The following is a 23,284-nucleotide window of genomic DNA, read 5'->3' on the forward strand; positions in this document are numbered from 1 at the left end:
GAAGTGAAAATATGGTAGAGTACTATATAGTGTAATCCCATTGAAAATAAGGAGTTCGAGAGTATGATCAACTTCAGTTCCATTGCGCTCTGCTCGGTGTTTGCCATACTCTCCCTGCCGTTCTGTCTTGGACAGATACGGGCTGACGGGAATCCGCCGCTTATTCCTTTCAATGACCCGTCGCTTTCGCTTGAGAAAAGGGCGGGGGATATCGTTGCGCGAATGACCATCGAGGAGAAGGTTTCCCAGATGATGAACAATGCCCCGGCGATAGACCGTCTGGGAATTCCCGCATATGACTGGTGGAACGAGTGTCTTCACGGAGTTGCGCGCGCCGGGAGGGCGACGGTTTTCCCGCAGGCTATCGGCCTTGCCGCCACGTGGGATACCGATCTCATGTACTGGGTAGCCACCGCGACATCGGATGAAGCCCGCGCCAAACACCACGAATTCCTCCGCAAAGGCAAACGGGGCATGTACGAGGGGCTGACATTCTGGTCTCCCAATATCAACATCTTCCGTGACCCCCGATGGGGGCGCGGCATGGAAACCTACGGCGAGGACCCCTTTCTGACCGGAAGCATGGCTGTTCAGTTCATCAGGGGACTCCAGGGCGATAATCCGAAATACCTGAAAGTCGTCGCCACCTCGAAACACTATGCGGTGCACAGCGGTCCCGAACCCGACCGTCACACCTTCGATGCCCGCATCGAGGAGCGCGATCTCCAGGAAACCTATCTTCCCCATTTCAGGATGAGTATCCTGGACGGCAAAGCATACTCCGTCATGGGCGCATACAACAGGTTCATGGGCGTTCCCTGCTGCGCGAGCGAACGTCTGCTCAAGAACATACTGAGGGATTCATGGGGATTCGACGGTTATGTCGTATCGGACTGCGGAGCTATCTATGATATCTTTCAAAATCACAAGGTCGCGCGGACGCCTGCCGAGGCCGCGGCTATGGCGGTCAGGGCCGGTTGCGATCTGAACTGCGGCACGGTCTATGAAAATCTCGTCGAGGCGGTCAAACAGGGACTTGTCACCGAGCAGGAAATCGATACGGCGGTCAGGCGGCTGTTCACCGCCCGGCTGAAACTCGGCATGTTCGACCCGCCGGAGATGGTTCCGTATGCCGCTATTCCCTATTCCGTCGTTGACTGCACCAAACACCGGGAGCTGGCACTCGAAGCGGCGCGGAAATCGATTGTGCTCCTCAAAAATGACCGGAACGCGCTCCCTCTCAAAAAAGATATTCCCACAATCGCCGTTATCGGGCCGAATGCGGACGATGTCGAGGTTCTCCTCGGCAATTACAACGGCACACCGGTCGATCCGGTTACTCCGCTTCGCGGAATCCGCGAAAAAGTCTCGAAAAACACGAAAGTCGTCTATGCCCCGGGCTGCGAATGGGCAGAAAATCTCTACCGGTTCGAAGTCGTCCCCTCCACGGCGCTTTTCACCACCGAAGACGGGAAAAGGCGTAATGGTTTGCGGGCTGAATACTTCAATAACCGCGAGCTGAAAGGGAAACCGGCTCTCACACGTACCGACCCGCAGATCGATTTTACCTGGTGGGACGGCGCACCGCTCAAAGACTTCAACGACGATGATTTCGGTGTGCGCTGGACGGGCGAACTCGTAGCACCTGTCACGGGAACCTATGCTCTCGGCGGAAACGGATTTTCCGGTTTTCGTATCTTTCTCGACGACAGGCAGCTTGTGACATTCGAAAGCCCCTACCACCCGGTGACCGTGTACGAAAACGTCAACCTCGAAGCCGGGAAGTCATACCGGCTCAGGGTCGAGTTTTACGAAAAGCAGGGCGATGCCCACATGAAACTGATCTGGAGCGTGCCCGCACGGGATTATAAAAAGGAGGCTGTCGATGCTGCGCGGCAGTCGGATGCGGTCATCATGGTAATGGGTCTTTCGCCCCGTCTCGAAGGAGAGGAGATGAAGGTTCAGGTCAAGGGATTCAAAGGCGGCGACCGTCTCGATATCAACCTTCCTGACATCCAGGAAGACCTCATCAGAACCATCAGCGCTCTCGGTAAGCCGACCGTGCTCGTGCTGCTCAACGGCAGCGCCGTTGCCGTAAACCAGGCGAACGACCTCGTACCCGCCATCATCGAGGCATGGTATCCGGGCCAGGCGGCTGGAACGGCTATCGCCGATGTGCTCTTCGGCGACTGCAACCCCGCGGGGAGGCTCCCGGTCACGTTCTACCGGTCGGTCGATCAGCTGCCGCCGTTCGGGGAATATGCCATGAAAGGCAGAACCTACCGTTATTTCACGGGCGATCCGCTCTATCCCTTCGGTCATGGGCTCAGTTATACATCCTTCTTGTATAGCGGTCTCACCCTGCCCAAGACGGCTGCTCCCGGGCAGGATGTCGCCGTTTCGGTGACCGTTACGAATACGGGCGCGATGGCAGGCGAGGAAGTCGTTCAGCTCTACCTCACCGATCTCGAAGCCTCCGCGCCGGTCCCCGTGAGATCGCTCTGCGGATTTCAGCGGATTTCCCTCAAACCCGGCGAAAAACAGGTCGTGAAATTCACCCTGAACCCCCGTCAGTTTTCGCTCATCGACACAGCGGACAGGCGGGTCATCGAGCCGGGAACGTTCGAGGTTGCGGCCGGCGGCAAACAGCCCGGTTTTTCCGGGTCTGCGGATGCCCCGACTACCGGAGTCGTCACCGGGCGCTTCACGGTTACAGGGAAGGTGACGGAGATAGAGTAAAAATCTTGTTGAATAATCCATGGTGCTGGCTTGTAGTAAAAGAGGGTGGTGAAAAGGTATCCTTTTCATGCGCCCTCTTTCTCTGTCGTCAGACAGGAAACTACATTGTACGTCAAATAATTGTACGTATTTCCTGTTCTGCAGGATGGTATGAAAATTTTATTCCCTCAATGAAAGGTCGATCATGATAGAATGTATCGAAAAAGAGGATGTGACACCCATCTGCCCGCACTGCAGCGAACTGGTTGATATGGTATGGTGCCGCTCGCTCGGAAGCGTGTTCGGGCGCCGCTATATTTACTTTTGTCCCCGATGCCGGAAAGTACTTGGCGTATCACATCGGAAAGGTTTCTGGATGGGATAATGATTCGTCCCGCCTGAAAGATGAGATGAAACGCCGCCCGACGTTTCATCTCTGACTTTACCGTGAAACTATGCGTCTATCCCCGCCCATCAAGATTCCAGTTTTTTCCTGGTTTGGCTTCCTCTATATACTTTCTTATAAGTATCTTCCCCTTGTGCCTTCTGCCTTTCTTTTTCACTTTTCAGCCATGAAGGGATATCGGTAATTGACCGGGGGAAGGAAGGTTTCTTTGATAGCCCGCGGCGATATCCAGCGCTCGAGATTCAGCCAGCTTCCGGCTTTGTCGTTCGTTCCCGATGCGCGCGACCCGCCGAACGGCTGCTGGCCAACCACCGCTCCGGTCGGCTTGTCGTTGATGTAGAAATTCCCGGCGGCATTACGGAGAGCTTTCACCGCTTTCACAATGGCGAAGCGGTCCTGGGCGAAGATACCACCGGTAAGCCCGTAAGGACTTGTCGTATTACAGAGCTGGAGCGTTTCTTCGTACTGTTTTTCGGGGTAAACGTAAATTGTGACCACGGGGCCGAAAATCTCCTCGCACATGAGCTTCGAATGGGGATCTTTGCTTTCGACGACCGTCGGCTGGATAAAATACCCCTCCGAATCGTCATATGTCCCGCCGCAGAGTATTTTCATTGTAGGATCATTTTTTGCAAACTCGATGTATTCAGTGATCGTCTTGAAAGCATTACGGTCGATGACGGCGTTCATGTAGTTACTGAAATCGCAGACATCGCCGACCTTTATCGTGGCGATCTCATCGAGCATCCGCTTCTTTACTTTCGGCCAGATATCGGACGGGATGTAAGCACGGCTCGATGCGGAGCATTTCTGGCCCTGGTACTCGAATGAGCCGCGGACGATCCCAGTGACGAGAGCGTCCAGATCGGCGGAACTGTGGGCAAAAATGAAGTCTTTGCCTCCTGTCTCTCCCACAATCCGGGGATATGAGTTGTATTTGCGTATGTCCGAGCCGATAGTATGCCAGATTGTTGAAAACACATAGGTTGACCCGGTGAAATGCACTCCGCCGAGATCGAGGTGATTGAGAATGGGAGGAGCTATGACCGGTCCCGGTCCGGGAATCATGTTGATAACGCCGTCCGGCATCCCGGCCTCTTTAAGCACCTGCATGATGTAGTATGACGGCAGCACCGCCGCCGACGATGGTTTCCAGACGACCGCATTGCCCATGAGCGCCGGTGCCGTAGGGAGATTCCCCGCAATCGATGTAAAATTGAACGGGGTAATGGCAAACACGAATCCTTCGAGCGGACGGTGTTCCATGTAGTTGAGGACATCTTTTGTGGAAATCGGCTGGTCGTCGTAAATCTCGGTCATGAAATACGGATTGAACCGCCAGAAATCGATCAGCTCGCATGCAGAGTCGATCTCGGCCTGATGGCAGGTCTTGCTCATGGAAAGCATGGTTGCCGCGTTGAGGGTCATGCGGTATTTCCCGGAGAGGAGTTCCGCCGCTTTCAGGAGCACTGTCGCCCGTGACGACCACTCCATCTCGCCCCAGGTAATCTTCGCCTCGTTCGCGGCAGTAATGGCCATCTCGGCTTCCCTGGTGCCTGCGCGATGGTAACGGCCTAGTACCTGCTTGAGATCATGCGGCGCCTTCATGTCAACCATGTCACCTGTCGTTACCTCACGGCCGCCGATGATGCAGGGGATTTCCATCGGATTGTCAAGCATTTCATTAAGCTTTGTCTTGAGCTCTTTACGTTCTTTTGTGCCCGGCGCATAGCTTAGTACCGGTTCGTTCTCAGGCTTGCGGATATGGAAGATTCCGTTAAACATGTGCTCCTCCCTTATAAAGATGAAATGCCGTAAATCAGTGAGGATCTTCTTGTGCGGCATCACAATACAGATATAGTTAATAAGGTGATCGAGCTGGTTACATGAAAATTCCCCCTTTTAAATTCCATAGCGCGGAACAGAAATTTTATCAGCGAATATAACTGACTTATACACGGATAGTTAGAATGTGCGATAACAGGAATATTCCAAAAGATAAAAAGCGTGTATGCCATTATGCAATACATTTTTTCACCGGGCTTCAGGATGACAATTAACACATTCTATTCACACGATTCAATGGAACGCGGATTTACGCAGACTGGATGGATATACACGGATTTGATATTTCTGATGTGAACGGCTGGTAATTACTAATGATAGTATATACAGTCTGTTATATCTATTTGTGTCTTAGTGACTTTGTGGTAAAATATTTTCGTGAATAATACTCATGACCATAGATGGTCGATAAGAAGGGTGAAAAGTATTTTCAGATAAACAGAGAGCTTTTCTCCGTGCCCTCCGTGTCTCCGTGGTGAAATATTTCATGAGTATTTTCAGCGAAATCTCAGATAAATCAGGGATAGATGTAAACGATTAATAATTTCTATCGTGTTTTTGCAGTGGATAAAGGACTTTTACGGAGCATGAAAGTGAGGTATTCAGTACCTATAAATACTAATCCCGCAAGAACTTTCATCCATCTGAACACTTTTTTGGGAAGTGAAGGTTCATTGTCTTCTCCGGGTTGAAAACGGTCGATATACCCGATGCTGCGCAGCATCCATATCAGAAAACGGATCCTCGACCGTATGCCGCGCGAAGAATAAAACCGGTACGCGGTGAAACGGTCACGGGCATCAGATAACCATGATTTTCTGTTCCATTGCCTGAGAACATGTACGCACCACGATTCCCATTTCTCGAGCTCCTGTACATCCGGCACCCGATCGCATATGATACCGAAGTAACGGGAACAGGCATACTGCATACCAGTGAATATACCCGGCATCATATCATAGATCGCCCGGTCATGAATGATTTCGTATGACAGAATTCCCCCTGAGTCGATGAGGTAAGCCAGTTCGATAAGCGAGTTCAGCCTTGGGAGATACGGCCTGTTCAAGGGATCGGAGCGCATGAGAATCCATGCGTGATCGGTATCGGAAGGAACGAGAGCGGGGACTCCCCATAGATTTACGCTCCATGCGTTTTCCCACATTGACTGCGACCATGTCCATGTTCCGGGGAGCATCGGATACGGCTCCGTGTGAATTTCGACAGCGGCTGCCCCGTCGGGATGTTTGAGAAGCGGTGCATGGTGTACCTGCCTGATACTCTCCCTGATTTCACCGTATCCTGCAGACCGGAGCACAGTGTCACATTCCGCTGCATCGCCGGCATGCACGAGCAGGTCGATATCGGCCATGAACCGGTATCCGAACGGAAAGAAACCCCTGATAAGCACCGCCGCGCCTTTCAGGAAGATGACGGGTATATTATGTTTGTCCATGAGTTCGGCGATGTTCCGCACTTGCAGAAGAAGCGCCGCCGACCGCTGTTTGTTCCGTTCGAATTCGGCGCTCAGGATATCCAGTACTTCCTTCGGGAATGAAGAGCCCCATTGTTCTATTGCCATGCGGGCCATCCATGGCGCGATTTTGAGCTTTCTCGCCAGGGACAGGAGCTGTTCACTGCTGTGCTGCACCCGCTCGGAAAGCGTCGAATATTCCGCACGGTCATCGAGGATATTCAACAGATAGCGGAATACGGGCTCACTGTCAACCATCGCCGGTTTTCTCCGTTTTTCGCAGTTTCGCTGTGCACAAATCGTATTTCACACGGTATTCGATTTTTTCGGGATTCATGTCGAGGAGTGTTTTATAGCAGTCTTTCCCCCTGCGGTAATCGCCGAGAAGAAAGACGCTTTCGCCAAGGGCTTCACGGGCGTAATCGCCGAACAACTTTTCAGGGTAGGACATGGTTTTATCGTAGGTGCCCGTCTCCCCCCACGAGATAAGCCGCTCGAAGCAGGGCACGGCTTCAGCGTGTCTGCCCTCGCGCATGAATTCCAGCCCTTGGTACCAGATGACGAAAGGATTTTCAGTGAAAAGCGACGCGGCTTCATCGATGAGAGGACGCACAGGTGTGTTCCTTTCACGGGCGAGCTCGATTGCATCCGTGAACGCCACAATATCTGCCGCGGAAGGATGGCTCTTTCCCCGGACGATGGAAAGCGCCGTTTCAAGCTCGATGTCCGCTCCCCGGGTATCTCCGGCTGTACGCAGACAGAGGGCGTAATGACGATGATTGTTCGCATTGCCGGGATCGCGTTCCAGTTCCCTGGCAAGAAGCGGCAGATATCTCGTATGTTTCGACGTCTGATCGCCTTCGTATCCATCATGGAGAACAGTCAGGGGGAGTATCCCGAATTCGGGAGCATCGTTGTGCAGTAATCGTCGAAGCGAGGGGAAAACCGACTCGTGGATGATGCCCTCGAATCTGAGGGCGGGATTATTCGGAAAGATACGGAGAGTCCGATACGGCGTCCAGTCCGTGAGGGGACGGTGATATACCTGCCAGCCGGCACCGTTCTTGCCTGCGAGGAGCGACCGGACTGAGGTTATATTTTCACAGATCACCCATTCATCGGCATCTATGCTGAAAATCCATCGCCCCGACGCCTGTGGAAGCACAGCATTTCGTGCCTTCGAGAAATCATGTTCCCACGGAACCTCAATAATCCGGGCTCCGCGGTCATGTGCAAGGGAAGCGGTGCGGTTATCGGGGCAGGTAATTCCGACGACAATATCTTCCGCCAGCCCCGTGAGAGAATCGAGGCACCGTTCTAAAGAAGCCTCTTCATCCCGAACTATCAAACAGGCAGAAAGGAGTGGCATCGGTTCTCTTTATCCTGCATATAATCTGAAGCGTTGTCTTTTCAGGCCGGGTTTTCCGCGCCATCAAATCGGGCTCACGGGGGGTGCCGCTACTTTTTTATCCGATGCCGCCTCTGCGTCCGGTGTGGACAGGCCTTTCATCGAAAACGACTGAACCACCGGAACCGTAAAAACAGTTGCAGCAGCTACCTTTTTCAGGAATGCGCGCTTGCCTGCATCGATTTTCTTCAAAGAATCATCCGACATGGCAAACCTCCTCTATCCGCCTGATCTGGTTCAGGCGTTTTTGTGAGTAATTCCGTTATAATTTCCATATTGCCAGAATATATGGTATAACACGACCGTTGTGATACAAATATACAGAGTTCCTTAATTATATCGGCGGATTTTATGCCCGGGTTGAGAATCTGAGTGAGCAGATTTTCCACCATTTCAGTCTGGGAACAGGCGCTGATTGCCGGTTTGCCGCCATGATGCGGATTGATGAAAAAAATCCGCTCCGAACCATTCCTGACCGGCGTTCGTTGTTCCCAGGATATGGCGGGATCATAAAAATAGAACATTCCGCCGTAGTGACTCGGATAGGGAGTGAGCTCGGCGCAGGCGGATTTCAGACCGGGAACGATATCGAGCGTTTTTTCCTTGAGGTGGAACTTTCGGGGAACAGGACGAAACGAGCCGTTTTTTACGAGGATGTATTCATCTCCAAACACATCGGCGCCCTGCATCGCAAGGGAGCAGAGAATCGATGTCTTCCCCGCGTTCTTTTCCCCGGATAGTATTCCGAGACTGCCGTCGAACGAGAAACATCCCGCGTGAATACACAGCTCGTCACGGTGATGAAACAACACAAGCGAATAGAACCATTCATGAAGATTGAGCACCGTCTGCACAGCGGAGGAGAAAAGCGGACTTCTCAGGTCGTTGAAGAGGATACGGTATCCGTCACCCTCGCTGTTGACGGTAAATACAAATGTGTGCCGGACCGGGCCATGGTCTTTTTCAACAGCGATGTCATTGAGCCTGTCCTGAATCTCCGGGCTCTGCGAATCAACGCTGATCGAGCAGTCGAGTATCTGAAATGTCATGACTGACATTGAACGATCAATCCCTTTTGGGTCATGTCCTCGAGGATGTTTTTAACCATGTCGGCAGGTGAATTGTCAAGAGTATATAATTCCTGAAAGAGGGAAATGATTTCTGCCTCACTGCTGGTGCCGGTACATAATTCCCAGACAATCATCGCGGAGTGATTGAGAAAATGAACGGTGTTGCTCTTCGGGTCATAGAGAACGAAGCCATCCTTAACCGTGTTGACCTCGATATCTTCGACCTGTCGATATGCCTGTCCCATGGGGAATCCATCGAACGAATTATATATTCTGAGGTGCACTTCGGCCTTCCGGACGGTAACCGCAGAAGCCCGTACGTATACCAATGAAATTGTTTATAATATATTGTTTTTTATGTCATAAATCAAGCGCTATTTTCCATGCTTCCTCCTGTTTTTATTTAAACGGTGTTTATTGAGTATTTTCATGGGATACTCAACGTACAAGAATCTCTTCATAGGGTGTTCATAAAAATGGTTTTGTGCCAGAAATGTGTTTCGTGATGCATGAATCATGGTTATATATACACTGTCAGAAATCCCCGACTTTTTTTTAATTACATTTGTCTGTAATTTGGTAACTTTTTTTAATAAGCACTGTTGTAAAGGATGTGGTAATGAACCATATGTATGTTTTGTGGCGGTATGCGTTGTCACTGAGGCTTGTTTTCCTGTTCGTTGTGATGATTATCGGTGTTTCCTGTTCCGAAAAACGGATAGCCGGACGGTATGAATCAATTATCGGGACATGGCGTACCGAGCGGGGAATTGTCATGAGCATACGGATGTCACCGGCCCAGGGCGCCGAGGCATCCATAAAACTGGCGGCAGGTTACGGGGGCAGCGATGTCGAAGTGGGGAAAGTCCTCATTTCGAACATCCGGCCGATGTATCAAGGTGGATTTTCAGGCATTTTTGAAATACCGGGGAATAAAAAGCCTGTCGAGGTCGAGATCAGTCTCGTTTCACCGGACACCCTTCTTATCATATCTCGTGACAGGAGGGTAAAAGGTAACAGGATGATCTGGCGGCGTATACAGGAAAAGCAGAAACAGTGATTGTCCGGGTATTGAGGTTTTTTGGTTGAATAATTTCTTTTATACGGTGAACTTTTCATGTTTTCAATAGTATAAATTAATGTCAGGCAGGCGGTTTAACGTATCTCTTCACCATCATCTGATATGTGTAAATAGAACGGATTAAGAGTAATATAGTAAGACTTCTTTATCCCAGTATAAATCCGCTGAGGAGCATGAATCATGAAACGACGACGGTTTTTGAAGACAATCGAGACGGGTGTTGCCGCATATGCCGGAGCCGGGTTGTTTGGATATGCCCTGCCGAATGGCGCCGAAGCGGCCGGAACCGGTGAAGGTATCAGTATTGCGGAGGGTTTATATTACATCGAAGAAGGAAAGAGCGGTAATACTATCCCCGAAATCAGGCCGGAGATTCTCGATAATCCCCATGCCGTGTTCCTTATCGAAACGCAGGTGGATGCAATCCGGGATAACCGCGGGTTTTTCCTCGAAGCACAGCCCCAGCTTCAGAATGCCGGTAAAAATGTCGCCGAGCAGGTGTTCACGAAGGGTTCCCGTAAGGGAGGCTCGACCCTGATAAAGCCGAATTTCACCGATATGCCCGACAGCGTTCTCAGCCCCGTATGCGGAGTCAACACCTCGCCAGACTTCATCGCCGGTTTTGTCGAGGGGCTCCGCGATCTCGGGAATACGAACGTTATGGTGGGCGAGCGTGGCGGTGGAACGGTGAATCACAGAAAAGCCGGAACGTATGATGTTTTCGACAAACATGATATCAAGCTGATCGAGGCAAGCTACAAGCGGTTTTCTCATTACGATAAAAACGAGCTTAACTGGAATAAAGTATCCGGGAAGCCCGTCGTATGGAAAAATATACCAACATTCCGTCCCATCGGCGATTCCGACAATCTCTTCATCAACATGCCGAAGCTCAAATGTCATAATCTTGGGTTGACGACGCTGGCAATAAAAAATCTTCAGGGCAGCGTTCCTGCCGGGTACGGGCATTACTGTAACCAGTGGGCGGCGCTCGAATATCTCTGCAAAGATTCGTATAACATCGATTTCAAGCGTGACTTTGTCGAGAACTATTACCAGAACGTAGAGGCAGCCTTCCTCAAGCACCGTGCCGCCGGTTTCAAATACTGGGATTATGAAAACGCATATCCGGTATACGAGAAAAAAGGCGGATGGGAAACATTCGGTAAAATCAGGAACGATGTGGAAAAGGTAAAGGAATTCATGAACGGCATCCCGGCGAACCTCATGTGGGATGAACAGTGGTGTCAGCGGGCTGTGGATTCGGCGCTTGCCATAAAACCCGGGATAAATATCATCGAAGGCGTTATCGGGAGGGACGGCAGCGGCTTCAATGTCGGGAAGGACGAGCTTGCGAATATCGTGGTTGTGGGCCTGTCTCCTCTTGAGGTCGATGCCGTGGGCTCGTACGTCATGGGTCAGAATCCATGCGAACTCCATTATACGAGGATTGCGAACGAGCGGGGACTCGGTGAGAACAATCCGGAAAAGATTGCGATCTATTGGATCAGAAATAATGAAATCGTTCCCCTTAAATCACTCACGGAAATCAGGCGAACCCCCCTCGGCGTCAACATCCATACCTGGGCAGAAACGGGCAAACGTCTTTTCTGGTAATATGGTTTACGAAAATACTATCGACGCTCCGGGGAATGAGTGTAAAGAGAGTGTCGTAATGGTTACATTATATTCTTATAAAAATCAAGTATATAAATTGTTTCCCGAGACTTTTGCCTTGAAACAACTTTGATTTCCACTGAATAATTGTTATATTTAAAAGCTGAATTGTAATTATTAAAAAAGCAAAAAAAGAATTATGAGGAGGAACGATGCAGCGAAGAGAATTTATACAGAAGACCGCAGTCGGTTCCACTGCTCTGGCCGGTGCCGGGCTGTTCGGGTATGCCATGCCGATGCCCGCGGAAGCTTTCGGAACAGGCGGCGGAATTGATGTCGCGGAAGGTCTCTCCATTCTGGAACAGGGTAAGGAAAAAAATATCATGCCTGAAATCAGGCCTGAGATTCGTAATAATCCACGAGCGGTATTCCTGATTGAAACGCATGTCGATTCCCCGCGCGACGAACGGGGCTTTTTTACCGAAGCACGTCCCCAGCTCGAAGAAACGGGGAAAAATGTCGTACCCCGGATTTTTGTAAAAGGCTCGAAAAAAGGTGGTTCGACCATAGTGAGGCCGAACTTCACCACAGTGCCTGACGATGTTTTGAGCCCGGTCTGCGGCATCAACACATCGTGCGATTTCATTGCCGGTTTTATCGAGGGACTCCGTGAGCTCGGCAATACGAATGTGATCACCTCCGCTCGGGGAACTTCGGTTCAGAATCACCGGAAAAACGGTATCTACGATGTATTCGACAGGCATAATATAAACCTGATAGAAGCGAATTACCGTCGGTTTTCCGATTATGAAAAGACCGATCTCAACTGGCACAAAGTCCCCGGAAAGCCCATGGTCTGGAAAAATATCCCGACATACCGTCCCATCGGCGACAAAGACAATTTCTTCATCAACATGCCGAAGCTCAAATGCCATAATCTGGGTCTGACGACGCTTTCCATTAAAAATCTCCAGGGAGTTGTACCCACCGGTTACGGCCATTACTGCAATAGCTGGGCATCACTCGAATTTTTGTGCAAACGATCTTATATGGTCAATTTCGACCGTGATTTCGTAAAGGATTATTATCAGAATGTGGAGTCCGCATTCCTCAAACACCGTGCCGAGGGATTCAAACACTGGGATATCGAGAATGCCTATCCCGTCTATGAAAAAAAGGGCGGATGGGAGGCCTTTAAAAAGGTCAAGGACAATCCCGATGATTTCAAGGAATTTACGAAAGACCTGCCGTCGCAGCTCATGTGGGATGAGCAGTGGACGCAGCGTGCGCTCGATTCCGCCTCGGCGATTATCCCCGATATCAATATAATCGAGGGTGTCATCGGCAGGGACGGCAGCGGATTCAATACCGGCAGGGATGAAATCTGCGATGTACTCGTTATCGGTCTGTCAAAAGTCGAGGTTGACTCCATCGGCTCTTACATCATGGGTCATGATCCTGCGCAGCTTCCCTATACGAGGGTAGCAAGAGAGCGCGGGCTCGGCGAATGCGACCCGTCCAAGATCGACCTCTACTGGATACATGAAAACGAAGTGACTCCCATCAGGGACCTTGCCGAGATAAAACGCACGCCGCTCGGTGTCAACATGCATACCTGGGCCGAGACCGGTAAACGGCTCTTCTGGTAAACGTTCAGGACAATATACCACAGAAAATCCCCGTCGGAGCTATGGCGGGGATTTTTTTTGATACCATATATGTATCTGGAAATCCAGTTTGATAAGCATAGAAAACTTTTTAAAATTATAATTGATAATTACTTCCGATAGTATGTGATCCCCTCTGTCTGCGGCATCCCCCCTTTTTTTAAGGAGGGAGCGGCTTTGGGGTACTTTTTATCCCCCTTTCTTTTTATAAGGGAGAAACGGCGAAGCCGAGGGGGATCAATTACCTCAGCTGATTTAACTGGATAACCGGATAATTGTATCTACCACGGATATACACGTATGAACGCGGATAAACAGTTTAAGTACAGATTCATCATGTATATTCGGAAAATTCTTAAGTTTCAATGAAACTTTTATAATAGTATGAAGAGGCGATGTCACTGATAACGGGCGAATGAAGGTTGAAACTGATTATATGAAAATACACGGATAAATTTAAAGTTGCAGGTCAGGCATCGCTCTATGTTGTCGCCCGCGCCATTTTATTTATCATGTCATTTTTTCTCGGGGGCTTCCCGTAATTCCTGGTATTTCGTTGTCCAGTTCCCCTCCGTGTCCCTGACATCGACACGGACCGTTCCCTGATGAGTCCACCACACGAGTTCTCTCTCATCGGTATACCGTACGCCCGAGGCGGAGACAACTTGCGGTAACGTGTATTCCCGACCATCGGGCATCTTTAATTTGACAAAATGGAGGCTGCCATCGGACAGGGAACCATATCTCGCCACAAAGCGATCCCCCTGCTCGCTTATGTATTGTACAGGCTTTCCGATGTCCACTGTCAATGTTTTCTGACGCAGGCTTGTGGCGCAACTGCACAGGGTTATGGTAAGTATGCTTACGGCTGTTATTGCCGTTTTTCGTCCGAACATAGTGTGTTCCCTTTTTTGTTTGCCGTACTGCTGTTTATGTTCCGGATTTCCCATATTAAACATAAACGGAGTTACCGGTATCACGCGTTCTGCAGCATGGCGGTGAGGTTGTCAGCGATTTCAAGCTGGCTCTTCGTCCCGCAGTCCATCACGATATCCGCATACTTTCGGTAGAGCGGCTCGCGTTCCCGCCATACGTCCCCGATGCTCCTGCCGGGGGTTTTCACGATTCCCCGAGAAAACACATCGATCCGTGCCATGATAAGCCCTATCGGTGTGTCGAGAAAAACGACAATCCCCGATTCCCTGAGATATGTTATCGCCCTGCTGCTCAGCACGACGCTCCCGCCGGGGGCGATGACGGTATCCCGCGTTGTCAGGCCGGTGATGTATCGCTCCTCGATCGCGAGGAATTCTTCCATACCGCGCCTGTCGATGATTTCCTGGAGAGACATACCCTCGCCGGTCTGAATGAGGAGGTCGGTGTCCACAAACGTGCGGCACAGCGTTTTGGCGAGTATTACGCCGACTGTAGACTTTCCCGACCCGGGCATGCCGGTGAGGATGATATTGTCTGAAGTAGTTTTCATGAGTTTTCTTTTTAGAGAGATATGATGAGTTATATTACACTCTGAATATATAACGTTTATGCTCCGATTTGAAAGAGATAATCCTGATGTGTTTATCGTATATCACTGTTTCATTTAACCATCACCATTTTCCCCGTTGTCGTCATCCCGCCGCAGGTCAGCCGGGCGAAGTAGATACCCGCCGAAACCGAGTTGCCGCTGTCGTCCCTGCCGTCCCACACGGTGGTGTGATGACCGGCAGCCATATTCTCCGAAACGAGCTCGCGGACTTTCTGCCCGGCTATATTGTAGATGATCAGGTCAGACTGTCCGGCTTCCGGCAGTGTAAACTCGATAGTGGTCGAGGGGTTGAAGGGGTTGGGGAAGGAGCGGATGAGGGGGAGAGGTTCCGGTTTCGATTCGTTTGTTTCGACATCCGTCGCTCCATAAGGATCGAAACTCAGGATATAACCTCCTGTCATGCATATCCACACCACACCGTCAAGATCGACAGCGCAGTCCACAGATTTCAGCGGTTCTCCCGTATAATCATCGGGAAGCTTTACATGACTGTCGAGATCGTATTGAAACCAGTTGGCTCCGTTATAACAGAGCAGGTAATAATCGGACAGGAACCATTTCTCGCCATGTTTCCCGAAAACAGTTTTATGGATGTTGAGGCCGGCTTCCTGAGACGCAAGGTCATAAAATGTCCGCGTTTTATCGTCATAGCTCCATACAACGCCGTTGCCGCCGAACCATTTGACGTTATCCGGGCCGACATCCACGGAATATACATCGACCAGCCTTGACGAGAGAAACGGTTCTTCATCGGTGAGACGCCATGCGCCTTCAGACGCTATATACCAAACCACATCATTATTATCAACAGCAAGATCATAGGCTCCGTAAACTTTTTTTTTCTTGGTCCATGATACATCTATTGTTCCAAATATATGAACTTGCCTTTCCCACTCATTATCATCAAAACTTATAATTCCATACACTTCATGTGAAATCCACTTTCTACTTTTATAATCCACTTTTAAAGAATTAATGAAAACAACCCACCCTTCTTGATCACCGGTAGAAAAAATTGCATGATAACTGCTGTTTTGAAAGTCAATAAATTGATTACCATCATAAGCGCGAATTATATCAAAGTTTAGATAAAGACCTTCATGTACAGAAATGCGAAACCAATATTGATTATTTTTATCTATAGCAATTTGTGTAATATCATTAAAATCATAATATCTATCATCATAAAACTGTATTTTTCCCCATGATTGTCCATTATAAGTAAAAACTCCATTACGGGAACCAAACCATTTTATATTAGATGAATCTACCCCAACAGAATAATATTCTCTTTTAATAGTTGAAGGATGAACATTGCCACCATCATTAATAATATCAAAAGTGCTGTCACTTGAACTGCAATATAACCATAAACCTATTGATGGATTTTTAATAGGAATTATGTTTTGAGCCAAAACATAATTACATAATATCATGTAAAATAGCAGTATATATTTTTTTCTCATTTACTTACCATCTGAAGAGGGGATATATATCCCCTCTTCAATTGAAATAATTTTAGAAATAGAGCCACCACTTTGAGTTAAAGAGCTTATCATAGGCAACGATGGTATAGTCATCTGTATAATGCAGAATCTTACTATCTCCGGTATCGTCATTGTGTTTGACAAGATAGATGAAATTTGCATTTCCTGCCATGCTCAGGAGATTGGTCGATGATGAAAACGAATCGCTCGTTGTATTTGTCAGCGACAACGGGTTGGCAAGTGTTTGATAATATATTCGTACATTATAGGGCGATGTCGTTTCTTTCACCCCTATCATGAGTTTTTTGCTTGCCCCGAGCCAGAAACATAGTGCGGAAATATATTTCCCCGATGTCGGGCCATAAATCCTGTTCACAGACAGGGTATTGTTACTGATCGTTCCTCGACACTCCCCGCGGTGTTCCGACCCAGAGAACACCATCCTTATCGAAAGCCAGTTCGCGTGCCTCGTTGTTCACAAGCCCGTCCTTTTCACCATACACCGTCCAACTCGCGCCGTCATACCGCGCCACTCCGCCGCCGTCGGTGCCGAACCACAGCACACCGTTCGCATCCTCGGCAATCGCCCGTACTTCGTTTGCCGGGAGACCGTCCGCCGTGGTGAACTGTCGCCAGCTTCCGTCTCCGGCTGCCGCAACTGCGGACAGACATACTGCGATAATAAATGCACAGAATAATCGTTTTTTCATGATTTTACCCCCATTTTTGATGGTTTTTACATATTTGACGGATATATTCCGCCATAAACATCATTTATTGCGGGTATAAACGATATATTTGTACACGTAAGAGGTGTTTATTATCTAAAAAATATGCCTTATATCACCAGTATAATGAACAGTATTATATGGGTACTAATATATTGAGGAAGGTAATGAAATAAAATGTGATGCAGATCACAAAATTTGAAAATAATGAGAAAATATTTGCTGATATTGGTTAAATCGTATAAAAAATCCGGCAGCACCGTTACCGTTCGGTGCTGCCGGATTCTGTTTTGCGTGTTCGTGGATACCCTACTTCTTCGCCAGCATGATCTCCATCTCGTCGCCCTGGATATCGACCTTTTCCGTGTATAACGGCTCGGTGAGCGCGCCGAGGTTGAGCTCGGTGGCGAGCACTTCTGTCTTGATGAAGTCCTTGTGTTTCGTGATCGCTTCCCTGAGATCGCCCTGAACATTGAGACCGAGCCTGATACGGTCGTCGGGGACGAGGTCGGCCTCACGGCGTGCGTTCTGCACGAGGCGGATGACATCGCGGGCAAGCCCCTCGAGCTCGAGGCTGCGGTCGATATGGAGGTCCAGACAGGCGAACAGCCCTCCGTCCGACATGCAGGCGTGCCCTTCCTCGGCGATAATCCGCAGTTCGAACTCACCCGGCTCGATGACTTCGCCGGCGGCAAGGAGTGTTCCGTCCTCCTGAATGACACCGCTGCCCGATTTGACCGCCGCGAGGACATCCTTCATCTTCTTTCCGAGGCGGGGGCCGAGAACGCGGGCGTCCACGGCGATTTCCTGACGGCCCATCACACCGACATCGTCGGTGAAGCTCACATTCTTCACATTGAGCTCGTCCATGATTATCTCGGTGTACGGCTCGGCGAGATGGGCATCCTTACCGGCGATAATGACCTCGATGAGGGGCTGGCGAACCCTGATGCGGTTCTGGTGACGGACGCCGTGACCGAGGGAGCACACTCTTCTTACCGCATCCATGCGCCGCAGGATAGTTTCATTCAGCGACAGTTCCGATGGCTTTGGCCAGTCGGCGAGGTGAACCGACCGCTTGTCCGTCAGGTTACGATACATGGACTCGACCGTGAACGGTAAGAGCGGCGCAGTCATCCTGCATGCCGTCACGAGCACCATATAGAGCGTATCGTACGCATCCTTCTTGTCGCTGTCCGATTCGCTCTTCCAGAACCGGCGGCGGTTTCTCCGGATATACCAGTTGGTGAGAATTTCCATGAACTCCTCGATGATCGAGCATGCGCCTGGGATATCGTACGTATCCATGGACGCGGTCACTTTTTCGAGCGTTTCCGAGAGCTTGGAGATGATGTATACATCCATCTCGTTCACGGAATCCGTTCGTATGACCGGCCGGTAACCGTCGATGTTAGCGTACAGCACAAGGAAGTAGTATGAATTCCAGAGGGGAGACAGCGCCCCTTTCTGCGCCTGCATGATGGCCTTGCCCTCCTGATCGAGCTGGAGATTGCCGCCGCGCAGAATGGAATTGTTCATGAGGAACCACCGGAGTGTATCGGAGCCGATGGATTCCATGACATCGTCGAGCGGGGGATAATTTCTGAGCCGTTTTGACAGCTTCTGCCCGTTTTCATCGAGCACGACGCCGTGGCAGATGCTGTTGAGGAATGCGGGCTTGCCGAACAGTCCGGTCGAGAGCACGATGAGCGTATAGAACCAGCCCCGTGTCTGGGCAATGTATTCGACAATGAAGTCGGCCGGGAAATTGTTCTCGAACCACGTTTTGTTCTCGAACGGGTAATGCACCTGGGCGTAGGGCATCGATCCCGATTCGAACCAGCAGTCGAGGACATCCTCGATACGCCTGATAGTCCCCCCGCAGTCGGGGCAGGGACGGGTGAGCTCGTCAACGTACGGCCGGTGAAGATCGGTGATTTTTGTGCCGAAATCGTTCTCCATGTCCGCTATGGAACCATAAACGTCGCGGTGCCCGCACTGCCTGTTATCGCACTCCCATACGGGAAGCGGCGTACCCCAGTAACGGTTGCGTGAGATCGACCAGTCGCGCGCTTCGGCAATCCATCGCCCGAACTGGCCGTCCCGGATGTGTTCGGGTATCCAGTTTATCTGCTGGTTGAGTTCGAGCATGCGATCCTTGATGGCGGTGACCTTCACATACCATGAAGGGAATGCCCGGTAGATGAGCGGCGTATCGCACCGCCAGCAGAATGGGTAATTGTGCTCGATGGTATCGTGGCGGACGAGAACTCCTTCGTCCCTGAGACGGCGGATGATGTCACGGTTGGCGTCGAACACATTCATGCCTTTGTAATCGGGGACGCGCTCGTCGAACATGCCCTGATAATCGACCGGCGTGATGGTCGGGATGCCGTTGGCGTCGCAGAGTTTCTGGTCATCCTCGCCGAATCCCGGGGCCATGTGAACAATACCCGTGCCGTCCTCGGTGGTGACAAAGTCCCCGGCCATGATGGTAAACGCATTCGGGGTATCGGCAAAATAATCGAACATCGGAATGTAGGTAAGCCCCACAAGCTCCGATCCCTTGAGGGTTTTCACCTTCTCGGCGTTCTGGAGCTGTTTTTTGTATGCCTCGACGCGTTCCACGGCGATGAGATAGTGGGTATTCCCTTCGCGGAAAAGCGCATAATCGATGTTCGCGCCAACTGCGATGCCGAGGTTCGATGGGAGCGTCCACGGGGTCGTCGTCCATACGAGCAGACTCGTGTTCGCGGGCAGCCTGTCCGAATCATTGAGCCTGAAAAGCACCGTAATGGCAGGGTCCTGTTTGGGACGGGTCGAGTTGTCGATGCGGGTTTCAAAGTTGGAAAGCGGCGTTTCGCACCGGGTGCAGTAGGCAAGCACCCGTGATCCTTCATAGATAAGCCCCTTGTCGTAGAGAGACTTGAATGCCCAGAGAACGCTTTCCATGTAGTCCGTGTCCATGGTCTTGTAGTCGTTCTTGAAATCGACCCATCGGCCCTGACGGGTTACCACGCGCTCCCATTCGTCGACATACTTGAGGACGAGACTCCGGCAACCCTCGTTAAAGCGGGCCATGCCATAATCGAGAATCTGAACCCTGCCGTGGATACCGGCGGTTTTTTCCATCTCCATTTCGGCGGGAAGACCATGACAGTCCCATCCGAACCTGCGGGAAACATGACAGCCCTGCATGGTTTTATAACGGGGGACGACATCCTTGACATAACCGGTAAGTACGTGGCCATAATGGGGCAGGCCGTTGGCAAATGGCGGGCCGTCGTAAAACACATAATCACGGCCGTCCGACTGTCTGAATCTTACCGATTCTTCGAATGTTCCATCGGCTTTCCAGAATTTCAGAATTTCCTGTTCGACCGCCGGGAAATCCGGTTTCGGAGAAACGGGATTGAATACGTTTTTCTGTTTCGTTTTTTGACTCACTGTATGGTATACTCCTCTGCCTCTATGAGCGTTGTGATAAACATCTTTTACGTGGATATAGGCTGTCAAGGGACGGCACGAAGTGCTGATCCCCGATTAATGATTCGGGGACAAGCTTACATGCCCTTGACAGCAAACAAACAACACATTTCGTCATGGGACTCGTGAAAAATATACTTTTTCACAGCCCTCCTATATCGTTAATCAGTATGTAAACATTGGAATTAATCTTATAATATAATAACTTGAGAATAAGAATACAAGCTCTGCCGTGGTTATCTTCCATGAAAAGGAGAAGCGCGGCCTTTTCCGAATCTTTCCTTAAACTTCGCAGCTTGCCTGTTTCCCGTATCCCTCGATCGACAGTCCTCCGGCCCTGCGGATATGAACTATGGCGTACGCATTGTTCTCAAGCGTCGAACCCTCGACCGCGGCTCTGAGCGAAATATAGGGAATGCCGTTGATTGTGGCGGAGGCTCCCTTGTGGTCATGTCCCTGGAAGACAAGCCTCACATTGCCTGCATGCTCGAGTATGGAGCGGATTTCCGGGGCGTTTTTTACCCCGTGCGGATTATCCTCGTCATGGAGATTCTGGTGGACGAAGACAATGGTTGTTTTGCTGAGGCTTTTCGCGAGATCCGCTTTGAGCCATTCCTGCTGGGGAGGGTGGATATAGGTTTGGGTCCAGTCGAAATTGCCCGCGTTATAATCCGAGCCGTCACCGTTGTAATTTGCATCGAGAACGATGAAATGGAGAGTGCCCTCATCGAACGAGTAGTAATTTCCGGTCATACCGGTGTACCGGATGAATTCTTCCTTCGAAAATGTCGCCACATCGTGGTTGCCAAGGACATAATACCGTTTACCCGCGAATGACGAGAAGATACCGTCGATGGTTTCAAGATAGCCGGTTTCGGTTTCCCTGTCGGCTTTGTCGATGATATCGCCGAGCTCGATGACAAAGGCGGGCCCGAGGGAGTTGCATGTCTCGATGAAGGCCCGCAGCTTTGTGTCGGATTCGCGGTAATAACGGTTTATGTTCATATCCTTGTCGGCATAGTGAAGATCGGTAATAACACCGAAAACCAGACTGTCTTTCTTTTGTGCGGACTTCATGGTATCCTTATGGATTAATGTGCAGCCAACCAGACCTGCGGCCGATGTGCATCCGGTTTTCATGAAAGCTCGCCGTGAGCAGTGGTATGTGTCTGAAAAGCGACGGGATAATTTGTACTTATTAAGCATTATGGGATTCCACCGGGCTTTCGGAATTGTGGTCAATATATTTTTCCCCGAAAATATATAATTGAGTTAATGATTGATTAACAAGGTTTTTTTTGCTAATTTCATAATAATATTTCTTTTCAACAGACCGATAATGGGAAAAACAGTTCATGACCATGGATGGTCACAACACAGGACAGGAAAGTATTTTCAGATAAATATGAGTTTTCCTCCGTATCTCTGTTTCTCCGTGGTTAATCCGGATTATTCATAACAATATTACCACGAAGACACGAAGACACGAAGACACGAATTTATATAACATATTATTTGTATTATTGTTAGAAATTATTAAACGTTAACACCTGAAAGATTTAATTAAAAATAAAAATCCGCGAAAATCCGCGTTCTATAATATTATTAAATAGATCGGGATAAACTGTTCATGAATATTTTCAGATAAAAACGGTTTATGAATTCACAAAGATACCTTCCGAAGATAAGCGTCATAATCCCCACTCTCAACGCCGAACGTACCCTCGATCGATGTCTTGAAGCGCTGCGGGCGCAGGATTATCCCCGTGAACTCGTGGAGATTGTCATTGCCGATGGCGGCTCGACAGACCGCACACTCGATATTGCTGGACAGTACGGGGTCGACAGGATTGTTCCCAATCCCCTCAAAACGGGCGAGGCCGGCAAGGCTGCCGCTATCGAAGCTTCGACCGGAGACCTTCTCGCACTCGTGGATTCGGACAATACTCTCGATGACACAGGGTATTTTTCACGGGCAGCGCGGGTGCTCGAAAATCCGTCAGTCGCGGCTGCCGAACCCATCGAATGGACATTCGATTCCGGTGATACCCTCGTAAACCGCTACTGCGCTCTCATCGGAGTGAATGACCCGATCTGCTATTTCCTCGGGAATTACAACCGGTACAGTCATCTCTCGCGGAAGTTCACCGGAATGCGGCTTGAAACTACAACCGATACACCCGACGCGATTATCGCTGATATCAGTCCCGATGCGGTGCCCACTTTCGGAGCGAATGGTTTTATCGTGCGTCGCACGGCGCTCGATGGACTCGACTGGAAGCCGTACTACTTCGACATCGATGTCTTCCAGCAGATGGTGAGGAGCGGCCATAACCGTATCGGAGTCATGAAGACCGGGATTCGCCATCTCTACTGCGACCGTGTGGCGACCTTCGGGAGAAAGCAGGCGCGGAGAATCGGCGATTATCTTCATCATAAAAAAAGGAAAAGCCGGACATACGATTACAGGGCTGTTCCTGCCCGGCGTTATATTATATTTGTCCTTTACACGATTACCGTACTCCCTCTCATGGTTCAGTCGGTGCGGGGCTATCTCCATAAACCCGATAGCGCATGGTGGTTTCACCCGATCGCCTGCTGGATTACCCTGTGGGAATACGGATGGGGGACAGTCCGTTCGTTTCTCGGCGTTGGAGAATACGATAGAACGACATGGAAACAGTGAAATTATAAGTGGTGTTGAGAGAAACGGGTTTCCGATAGAAACCGGCTGTGTCATGGGATACTGACGAT

19 protein-coding genes are annotated in these 23,284 nt (G+C 50.1%); 6 read left to right on the plus strand and 13 right to left on the minus strand.

What is annotated here, in order from left to right; translation table 11 throughout:
• Positions 1 to 63: 63 nt before the first annotated feature.
• Both LLG96_04900 and LLG96_04905 read left to right on the plus strand, forming a co-directional pair.
• Positions 64 to 2,739 carry a glycoside hydrolase family 3 C-terminal domain-containing protein gene (locus LLG96_04900; protein ID MCE5249542.1) on the plus strand — a complete coding sequence of 892 codons (2,676 nt, stop codon included), beginning with the start codon at positions 64 to 66 and terminating at the stop codon, positions 2,737 to 2,739.
• Positions 2,740 to 2,923: 184 nt separating this feature from the next.
• Positions 2,924 to 3,103 carry a hypothetical protein gene (locus tag LLG96_04905; GenBank protein MCE5249543.1) on the plus strand — a complete coding sequence of 60 codons (180 nt, stop codon included), beginning with the start codon at positions 2,924 to 2,926 and terminating at the stop codon, positions 3,101 to 3,103.
• A 174-nt stretch (positions 3,104 to 3,277) separates the two neighbouring features.
• Here the strand turns inward: LLG96_04905 and pruA are convergent, their stop codons facing one another.
• The 6 genes from pruA to LLG96_04935 all read right to left on the minus strand — a co-directional run bounded on the left by pruA (position 3,278) and on the right by LLG96_04935 (position 9,202).
• Positions 3,278 to 4,909 carry an L-glutamate gamma-semialdehyde dehydrogenase gene (gene pruA / locus LLG96_04910; protein MCE5249544.1) on the minus strand — a complete coding sequence of 544 codons (1,632 nt, stop codon included), beginning with the start codon at positions 4,907 to 4,909 and terminating at the stop codon, positions 3,278 to 3,280.
• A gap of 607 nt (positions 4,910 to 5,516) precedes the next feature.
• A complete protein-coding gene (locus tag LLG96_04915) occupies positions 5,517 to 6,698 on the minus strand; it encodes a nucleotidyltransferase family protein (GenBank protein MCE5249545.1) in 1,182 nt (393 codons plus the stop codon).
• Positions 6,691 to 7,809: a glycosyltransferase gene (locus tag LLG96_04920; GenBank protein ID MCE5249546.1), complete on the minus strand. Its 1,119-nt coding sequence runs from the start codon at positions 7,807 to 7,809 to the stop codon at positions 6,691 to 6,693. Before LLG96_04920 ends, LLG96_04915 begins: the two co-directional genes overlap by 8 nt.
• Before the next feature lie 63 nt (positions 7,810 to 7,872).
• Positions 7,873 to 8,055: a hypothetical protein gene (locus tag LLG96_04925; GenBank protein MCE5249547.1), complete on the minus strand. Its 183-nt coding sequence runs from the start codon at positions 8,053 to 8,055 to the stop codon at positions 7,873 to 7,875.
• Positions 8,037 to 8,906, minus strand: coding sequence for a hypothetical protein (locus LLG96_04930; GenBank protein ID MCE5249548.1), 870 nt, complete (start codon positions 8,904 to 8,906; stop codon positions 8,037 to 8,039). Before LLG96_04930 ends, LLG96_04925 begins: the two co-directional genes overlap by 19 nt.
• Positions 8,894 to 9,202, minus strand: a complete 309-nt coding sequence (locus LLG96_04935) for a PqqD family protein (protein ID MCE5249549.1) — start codon at positions 9,200 to 9,202, stop codon at positions 8,894 to 8,896. Before LLG96_04935 ends, LLG96_04930 begins: the two co-directional genes overlap by 13 nt.
• A gap of 335 nt (positions 9,203 to 9,537) precedes the next feature.
• Between LLG96_04935 and LLG96_04940 the strand changes: the two genes are divergently transcribed.
• The 3 genes from LLG96_04940 (at position 9,538) to LLG96_04950 (ending at position 13,265) form a co-directional block, all read left to right on the plus strand.
• Positions 9,538 to 9,978 (plus strand): hypothetical protein, encoded by a 441-nt coding sequence (locus LLG96_04940; GenBank protein MCE5249550.1) that lies wholly within the window; start codon positions 9,538 to 9,540, stop codon positions 9,976 to 9,978.
• A 201-nt stretch (positions 9,979 to 10,179) separates the two neighbouring features.
• The gene (locus tag LLG96_04945; protein MCE5249551.1) at positions 10,180 to 11,616 is read left to right on the plus strand and encodes a DUF362 domain-containing protein; all 1,437 of its coding nucleotides are present in this window, start codon (positions 10,180 to 10,182) and stop codon (positions 11,614 to 11,616) included.
• Positions 11,617 to 11,828: 212 nt separating this feature from the next.
• The gene (locus LLG96_04950) at positions 11,829 to 13,265 is read left to right on the plus strand and encodes a DUF362 domain-containing protein (GenBank protein ID MCE5249552.1); all 1,437 of its coding nucleotides are present in this window, start codon (positions 11,829 to 11,831) and stop codon (positions 13,263 to 13,265) included.
• A gap of 533 nt (positions 13,266 to 13,798) precedes the next feature.
• Here LLG96_04950 and LLG96_04955 read toward each other — a convergent pair.
• The 7 genes from LLG96_04955 to LLG96_04985 form a co-directional block, all read right to left on the minus strand.
• Positions 13,799 to 14,179 (minus strand): MliC family protein, encoded by a 381-nt coding sequence (locus LLG96_04955; protein ID MCE5249553.1) that lies wholly within the window; start codon positions 14,177 to 14,179, stop codon positions 13,799 to 13,801.
• Positions 14,180 to 14,259: 80 nt separating this feature from the next.
• A complete protein-coding gene (locus tag LLG96_04960) occupies positions 14,260 to 14,769 on the minus strand; it encodes a shikimate kinase (GenBank protein ID MCE5249554.1) in 510 nt (169 codons plus the stop codon).
• 110 nt (positions 14,770 to 14,879) lie between these two features.
• A complete protein-coding gene (locus LLG96_04965; GenBank protein MCE5249555.1) occupies positions 14,880 to 15,623 on the minus strand; it encodes a T9SS type A sorting domain-containing protein in 744 nt (247 codons plus the stop codon).
• Positions 15,624 to 16,347: 724 nt separating this feature from the next.
• Positions 16,348 to 16,692, minus strand: a complete 345-nt coding sequence (locus LLG96_04970; protein MCE5249556.1) for a hypothetical protein — start codon at positions 16,690 to 16,692, stop codon at positions 16,348 to 16,350.
• A 13-nt stretch (positions 16,693 to 16,705) separates the two neighbouring features.
• Positions 16,706 to 17,026, minus strand: a complete 321-nt coding sequence (locus LLG96_04975) for a hypothetical protein (GenBank protein MCE5249557.1) — start codon at positions 17,024 to 17,026, stop codon at positions 16,706 to 16,708.
• A 327-nt stretch (positions 17,027 to 17,353) separates the two neighbouring features.
• Positions 17,354 to 20,491 (minus strand): isoleucine--tRNA ligase, encoded by a 3,138-nt coding sequence (ileS, locus tag LLG96_04980; GenBank protein ID MCE5249558.1) that lies wholly within the window; start codon positions 20,489 to 20,491, stop codon positions 17,354 to 17,356.
• Positions 20,492 to 20,812: 321 nt separating this feature from the next.
• A complete protein-coding gene (locus tag LLG96_04985; protein ID MCE5249559.1) occupies positions 20,813 to 21,670 on the minus strand; it encodes a metallophosphoesterase in 858 nt (285 codons plus the stop codon).
• 517 nt (positions 21,671 to 22,187) lie between these two features.
• On the opposite strand from LLG96_04985, the gene LLG96_04990 reads away from it, so the two are divergent.
• The gene (locus LLG96_04990; protein ID MCE5249560.1) at positions 22,188 to 23,216 is read left to right on the plus strand and encodes a glycosyltransferase; all 1,029 of its coding nucleotides are present in this window, start codon (positions 22,188 to 22,190) and stop codon (positions 23,214 to 23,216) included.
• Positions 23,217 to 23,284: the final 68 nt, after the last annotated feature.

Source organism: bacterium, assembly GCA_021372535.1.
In the GTDB taxonomy this organism is placed as follows: Bacteria; Latescibacterota; Latescibacteria; order Latescibacterales; family Latescibacteraceae; genus JAFGMP01.